Raw genomic sequence first — 6,587 nt, 5'->3', positions numbered from 1 at the left:
AATAACCAGTTTAAATATATAGTTAATTGTAGTAATGATGATTTATTTTTTCAAGTAAAATAAATTTAATTGATATTACAATTGAAAACTAACTATTTTCTAATAGATAAAAAATATATAAGAACTATCAAGAAGAAAAATAAAATTGTGATACACTTATATCAATAAGTTAAAAATGGGGTGAATAAAGTGAATAATACATACGATGTGGTAATAATTGGAGGGGGAGTAGTCGGAAGCTCCATTGCAAGGGAACTTTCTAAATATAAATTAAGAACCTGTGTACTGGAAAAGGAATTGGATGTATGCTTAGAAACTAGTGGAAGAAATTCGGGTGTTTTACATGCAGGGTTTAATAATAAAGTAGGATCTTTAATGGCAAAGTTTTGTGTGGAAGGGAATCAAAATTTTGATGAAGTTGCAAAAGAACTTGATATTCCTTTTAAAAGAACTGGAAAATTAGTAGTTGGTTTTACAGAAGAAGATAAAGAAAAATTAATAAAAATGAAAGAGCAAGGAGAAGCAAATGGTGTTGTAGGATTGGAAATTATAAATAATGAAAAAATTAAGAAATTATCACCATTTATTGAGGGAAACTTTGCATTATATTCTCCAAGCACAGGAATTTTAAATCCTTTTATTTATACTATTGCCATGGCAGAAAATGCAGTACAAAATGGAGTGAATTATTTTCTAGACAATGAAGTATTAGAGGTAAGAATGGATTTAAATAAAGATGAAAATATTTATGAAATAAAAACGAATAAAGGCATTTATAAATCACGATGGATAATAAACTCTGCAGGGCTTAATAGTGACAAAGTAGGAAAAATGTTAGGAATAGAAGAATACACAATATATCCATGTAGAGGAGAATATTTTATATTAGACCAAAAAGTAGGACAGTTTTTAAATATGCCAGCATATCCAGTACCTAATCCAAAAGAAGGAGGTTTAGGGATACATTTAACACCTTCCATAGATGGTAATGTTTTTATTGGACCAAGCAGCGAGTATATAGATGAAAAAGATGATTATTCTGTAACTAAAAATGTTATGGATTTATTAATAAAAGACGGAGGAAGAATTTTTCCTCATATTAAAAAAGAACATTTCATAAGAAACTTCTCAGGAATTAGACCTAAGTTAGTAGGAAAAGACCAAGGTGGATATGATGATTTTAAAATAGAATTAAGAGAAGACGTTCCGAATGTAATAAATTTAGTTGGAATTGAATCACCAGGACTTACAAGTGCAGTACCTATTGCAAAATATGTAGTAAGTTTGCTATCACAAAAAGAAACTCTTAAAGAAAATCCACATTTTAATAAATATAGAAAAGGAATTATAAGTTTCAAAGATCAACCTTTAGAAATAAAAAGAAAATTAATTGAAGAAGATGAAAACTACGGAGAAGTAATCTGTAGATGTGAAACCATAACAAAGGCTGAAATATTAGCAGCTATTAATAACCCTTTGGGAGTTGAGACGGTTACAGGAATAAAGTATAGAACTCGTGCTATGATGGGGAGATGTCAAGGTGGATATTGCCAAACTAGAATAACAAAATTGATAAAAGAAGAAAAAGATAAGAAAGAAGAAGAAATCCTATACTCTAGAAAAAATTCAAATATGTTTGTAGGGAAGGTGAGAGGATAATGGTTATACAAAAAGATGTAATAATAATTGGGGGAGGTCCAGCAGGCCTGGCTGCAGCTGTAAAATTAAAAGAATGCGGAATTGAAGATATAGTAATAATTGAAAGAGAGAAAAAGCTAGGAGGAATACTTAGACAATGTATTCATGACGGCTTTGGGTTAACTAGATTTAAAGAAACTTTAAGTGGACCAGAATATGCTCAAAGATTTATAGATGAAGTAAATAAGAAAAACATTGAATATATAACGGAAACTACAGTAATAGATTTAACTAATGATAAAAAAATAATTGCAGTAAATAAAAATGGACTCTTAGAGTATGAGGCTAAAGCTGTTATTTTAACTATGGGATGTAGAGAAAGAACTAGAGGAGCTATAAGTATTCCAGGTAGTAGACCAGCAGGGATATATACTGCAGGAGTTGCTCAATCTTATATAAATTTACAAAATACTATGGTAGGTAAAAAAGTAATTATATTAGGATCTGGGGATATAGGTTTAATAATGGCAAGACGTATGACTTTAGAAGGGGCAAAGGTAGAAGCTGTATTCGAGATACTTCCTTATGCCAGTGGACTTCCTAGAAATATCCAGCAATGTTTAAATGATTATAATATTCCACTATATTTAAGTCATACAGTGACTAAGATAAGAGGAAAATCTAGAATAGAAGGAATAAGTGTAAGTGAAGTAGATGAAAACATGCAAGTGGTTGAAGGTACAGAAAAAGACTATGATTGTGACACTCTAATACTATCAGTGGGGTTAATTCCGGAAAATGAATTATCTTTAAAGGCTGAAGTTGAATTAGATAATGATACAAAAGGACCTATTGTAAATGAAAATTATGAAACAAGTGTGGATGGCATTTTTGTTGCAGGAAATGTTCTTCATGTTCATGATTTAGTTGATTTTGTTTCCTTGGAAGGTGAAAGGTTGGCAAAGGCAGTATCAAATTATATAAATAATAACAAGTTTTCAAAGTGTGAAATAAATATAGAAAAAGATAGTAATATAGGTCATACAATACCTCAAAAAATTAGTGGAGAAAATGATTTTGTTTTATCTTTGAGAGTTAGAAAACCTATTAAAAATGCTGTAATAGAAATATTACAAGATGATAATATTATAAAATCTATGAAAATGAAAAAAGCTATCCCAGCAGAAATGATTCAAATGGAAATTAATAAGGATTATATAAAATCTAAGTCAGATTTAAAGGTGGTGGTAAAATGAAAAAAATATTTACTTGTATAATATGCCCAAATGGTTGCGAAGTAGAGGTAGAGTTGAAAAATAATATAATTGACAATATTGAAGGAGCAACTTGCAAAAAAGGAAAAGAATATGTAATCCAGGAAATAAGTAATCCTCAAAGAAATATAGCAACTTCAGTAAAAGTTTTAAATGGGGATTTAGATATAGTAAGTGTTAGATTAAATAAAAGTATATCTAAGAGTATGATATTTGATGTGATGAAAGAGATTAAGACTTTGGAAGTAAAAGCCCCAGTGAAAATTGGAGATATAATTAAATCTAATATTTTAAATTTAGATGTGGATGTTATAGCAACTAAAAATATAGATTCAATATAGACAAAATAAACCTCCTAGGAATATTAAATAAATATTTTAGGAGGTTATTTATTTGACGTTAGAATTTAATTTATAAAGTAGGTAGATTATTATATTCCTTTTTATTTTAATTTACTTCTCTTTGCAACTAGAAATATTAAATATTATAAAAAATATTTTCTAGAATAGTGCTTAAGTGAATAAAATTAATAGAGGTGATTAAAGTGAAATAGTAAAAGAGATTTTTAATCAAAGCATTTGCAAACTAATATTTTGATATAAAGGAGATAGAATATGAAAGCGTCATGGGAAAATTATAAAAGTTCAATAATTCTTCTAGGCTCTATAATAATAGGGGGAGTTATTGGAGGCTTTTTGGGAGAGCAGGCTACCATATTTAAGCCTGTAGGAGAATTATTCTTAAACTTATTATTTATGACATTAGTTCCTTTAGTATTTTTTAGTGTTGCTTCAGCCATAGCAAATATGGGAGAAATTAAGAGATTAGGAAATATTTTAAAGAGTATTATTATAGTATTTTTAGTTACAGCGATTATATCAGGAATAATAACTTTAGTAGGAGTTTTAATATTCAATCCGACAAAAGGATTAAATTCACAGATGTTTGAAAGTTTAATGCAAACAGCTGAAGTAACAACTGCTGAACAGGCTGGAGTATTGCAACAGTTGGTTAACACTGTTACAGTACCTGATTTTTATAACTTACTATCAAAATCAAACATGCTTCAATTAATACTGTTCTCGATAGTATTTGGAATTGCCACTGCAATGGTGGGAGAGAAGGGAAAAATTATAGCAAGTTTCTTACAAGCTGGATCTGATGTTATGATGAAAATAATTGATTTAGTTATGAAGGTAGCGCCATTAGGTCTTGGGTGTTATTTTGCTTCAATAGTTGGTGAATTAGGACCACAAATAATATCAGGATATGCAAGATCTTTTGTACTATATTTAATTTTAACAGTTATCTTCTATTTTGGATTGTTTTCTATGTATGCTTTTATAGCTGGAGGAAAAGATGGAGTAAAAATTTATTGGGCAAATATAATTCCACCAACAGTTACCTCTTTAGCTACATGTTCTAGTGCAGCATCGATACCTGTAAACTTAGATGCATCTAAAAAGATGAATGTTCCAAATGATATAGCAGAAACGGTTATACCACTTGGGGCTAATATCCATAAGGATGGATCGGTAATAGGGGGAGTATTAAAAGTTACTTTCTTATTTGGAATATTTGGTTACAATATGACAAGTATATCATCTATTATCTCAATAATAGCAGTAGCATTTTTAGTAGGTACAGTTATGGGGGCTATTCCAGGTGGTGGTATGATAGCAGAAATGTTAATAATTACTATATTTGGATTCTCAATAGAGTTTTTACCTATCATAGCTGTTATAACTACTATAATAGATGCTCCAGCTACAGTACTAAATACAACTTCAAACACAGTATGTTCTATGCTGGTAGCTAGGTTAGTAGAAGGTAAAGACTGGATAAAAAATAGTTTGAAATCACAAGTATAAAAGAATAGTTATTATATATTAAAAAAGGTGTCTCTTTCAATGAAATAAAAATCATTAGGAGGTACCTTTTTTATAATTAAAATAAATAAGAGGTTTGAGTTATTAAATATTTCATATTATAATGATATAATGTTTATTTAATTTGTTTTATAATAAAAGTAAATAATATATTAAAAAATCATGTGAAACTAGAGGTATAACAAAATGAAAAGTGTAATTACAATAGCTTATAATAATTTAGATAAATCCATAGAAACAAAAAATATGTTGGTAGAAAAACTTAATAGAGCAGGATTTCAAGTTAGTGAGAAATTAGAGGAAAATACTGAACTTATAATATCTATAGGAGGAGATGGTTCCCTTTTACAAACTATACATAAGTTTAACTTTGCGCAAATACCAGTTATAGCTATAAACACTGGACATTTAGGATTCTTTGCAGAGATTTCTCCAGATAAAATAGATGGATTTATTCAATCATACATAAATAAAGAATATTTTATACAACAGCTTTATCCACTGGAAGCTAAAATATGTACAAAGGAAAGGTGCATAAAAATAAGTGCAGTAAATGAAATTGTAATAAAAAATATTCAATCAAGGACAGTTCACTTAGATTTACAAGTAGATGGAATGAAGATAGAGCATTTTAGTGGAGATGGTATGCTAATATCAACACCTATTGGCTCGACAGCATACAATTATTCTGCAGGGGGAAGTATAGTTGATCCAAAACTTGACTTATTTCAGTTAACCCCTATAGCACCTATGAATACAAATGCTTATAGATCATTTACTTCAAGTATTATATTACCAACAACATCAGTCATATCAATAAGTCCAGAATTTGATTTTGAAGATTCGATACTAATTGTTATAGATGGTAAACAATACAAGTATACTCAAATTGAAGAAGTAAAAATTTATAAATCTAATTATAAATTAAATTTATTGAGATTAAATGGATATGAATTTTGGAATAGAGTTGCAGAAAAATTTTTATAAAGAAAGAATACTATTTTGTAATAAGTTTTGTTAATTTAATAATTATATTAAATTATCCCATAAATTAAGTGAATGTTAATTTATGGGGTAATGTTTATATATTTTAAGTTAATCTAAATCTTGTATATTCATTTTATCTATTTCATGTTTTTTCTTATATTTGTTACGATAAGTATAGTAAATTGCTATTAGAATAACAGTAGGCACATTATAAGCTATAAATACAATTGATATTCCTATAAATATAGAAACATCAAGTGTTAATGCATTTAAAAGATAAATTAATGATATTAAAATTGATATTACAAAATTTATACCAGGAAGTATTAATCCTAGTTTTTTATTTTCTTTAGTAGATAAAAATATTTGTAAAAAAAATATTCCGACTAATATTCCTACAAAGATGATGCTATTTGATACTAATAAAATTGGTCCCATATTATTTTTCCACATCCTTTATTTTTTTATATTCATTGATTAAAAGCTTTGCAGTTTCAAAATCTAATTTGCCCTTAAGAGCTAATTGCTTAATGAGCGAAATATATGGCTCACTAGGGGTTTTATCATTTAATTCAATTTTTTGGATAAGTCTATCAAGTCTAAGCCTCACAGTAGGATAAGTAACATTATAAATACCTGCTACTTCCTTAAGGGATCCTGAAGCTAATATAAATTTTTTTATAAAATTTATATCTTCATCATCCAAATTTTCTAGCCATTTTGGAATATTATTCATAATTACCTCCGTTAAAAAGAAAAAAAGTTTAATAATATTAAAGCATACTTTAATTATATTCAG

7 protein-coding genes are annotated in these 6,587 nt (G+C 28.0%); 5 read left to right on the top strand and 2 right to left on the bottom strand.

The genetic code is table 11. From position 1 onward, the window contains the following. Positions 1–189 precede the first annotated feature (189 nt). From NSA58_RS13785 to NSA58_RS13765, 5 genes are all read left to right on the top strand, one after another. On the top strand, positions 190–1,659 hold the full coding sequence (locus tag NSA58_RS13785; protein WP_074080051.1) for an NAD(P)/FAD-dependent oxidoreductase: 1,470 nt from the start codon (positions 190–192) through the stop codon (positions 1,657–1,659). Further along, positions 1,659–2,894, top strand: coding sequence for an NAD(P)/FAD-dependent oxidoreductase (locus NSA58_RS13780; RefSeq protein ID WP_277613744.1), 1,236 nt, complete (start codon positions 1,659–1,661; stop codon positions 2,892–2,894). The genes NSA58_RS13785 and NSA58_RS13780 overlap by 1 nt, the downstream gene beginning before the upstream one ends. Continuing rightward, on the top strand, positions 2,891–3,253 hold the full coding sequence (locus tag NSA58_RS13775) for a DUF1667 domain-containing protein (protein ID WP_039679372.1): 363 nt from the start codon (positions 2,891–2,893) through the stop codon (positions 3,251–3,253). The genes NSA58_RS13780 and NSA58_RS13775 overlap by 4 nt, the downstream gene beginning before the upstream one ends. Before the next feature lie 273 nt (positions 3,254–3,526). After that, positions 3,527–4,783 (top strand): dicarboxylate/amino acid:cation symporter, encoded by a 1,257-nt coding sequence (locus NSA58_RS13770; RefSeq protein ID WP_039679373.1) that lies wholly within the window; start codon positions 3,527–3,529, stop codon positions 4,781–4,783. Positions 4,784–4,987: 204 nt separating this feature from the next. After that, the gene (locus NSA58_RS13765; RefSeq protein ID WP_039679374.1) at positions 4,988–5,788 is read left to right on the top strand and encodes an NAD(+)/NADH kinase; all 801 of its coding nucleotides are present in this window, start codon (positions 4,988–4,990) and stop codon (positions 5,786–5,788) included. Positions 5,789–5,896: 108 nt separating this feature from the next. On the opposite strand, the gene NSA58_RS13760 is transcribed toward NSA58_RS13765, so the two are convergent. Continuing rightward, entirely contained in the window at positions 5,897–6,226 is a 330-nt protein-coding gene (locus NSA58_RS13760; RefSeq protein WP_039679375.1) for a hypothetical protein, read from the bottom strand. 1 nt (position 6,227) lies between these two features. Beyond that, on the bottom strand, positions 6,228–6,524 hold the full coding sequence (locus tag NSA58_RS13755; RefSeq protein WP_039679376.1) for a DUF2089 family protein: 297 nt from the start codon (positions 6,522–6,524) through the stop codon (positions 6,228–6,230). Positions 6,525–6,587 lie beyond the last annotated feature (63 nt).

It is taken from the genome of Terrisporobacter muris, assembly GCF_024621905.1.
GTDB classification, from domain to species: Bacteria; Bacillota; Clostridia; order Peptostreptococcales; family Peptostreptococcaceae; genus Terrisporobacter; species Terrisporobacter muris.
The sequence above is the reverse complement of the archived record's forward strand: the minus strand, read 5'-3'. Positions and strand labels throughout refer to the sequence as shown.

What these genes read in the sequence shown, in the direction of transcription:
- NSA58_RS13755 (WP_039679376.1), bottom strand. Translation starts at nt 6,524, where the DNA reads ATGAATAATATTCCAAAATGGCTAGAAAATTTGGATGATGAAGATATA.
- NSA58_RS13780 (WP_277613744.1), top strand. Translation starts at nt 1,659, where the DNA reads ATGGTTATACAAAAAGATGTAATAATAATTGGGGGAGGTCCAGCAGGC.
- NSA58_RS13775 (WP_039679372.1), top strand. Translation starts at nt 2,891, where the DNA reads ATGAAAAAAATATTTACTTGTATAATATGCCCAAATGGTTGCGAAGTA.
- NSA58_RS13770 (WP_039679373.1), top strand. Translation starts at nt 3,527, where the DNA reads ATGAAAGCGTCATGGGAAAATTATAAAAGTTCAATAATTCTTCTAGGC.
- NSA58_RS13760 (WP_039679375.1), bottom strand. Translation starts at nt 6,226, where the DNA reads ATGGGACCAATTTTATTAGTATCAAATAGCATCATCTTTGTAGGAATA.
- NSA58_RS13765 (WP_039679374.1), top strand. Translation starts at nt 4,988, where the DNA reads ATGAAAAGTGTAATTACAATAGCTTATAATAATTTAGATAAATCCATA.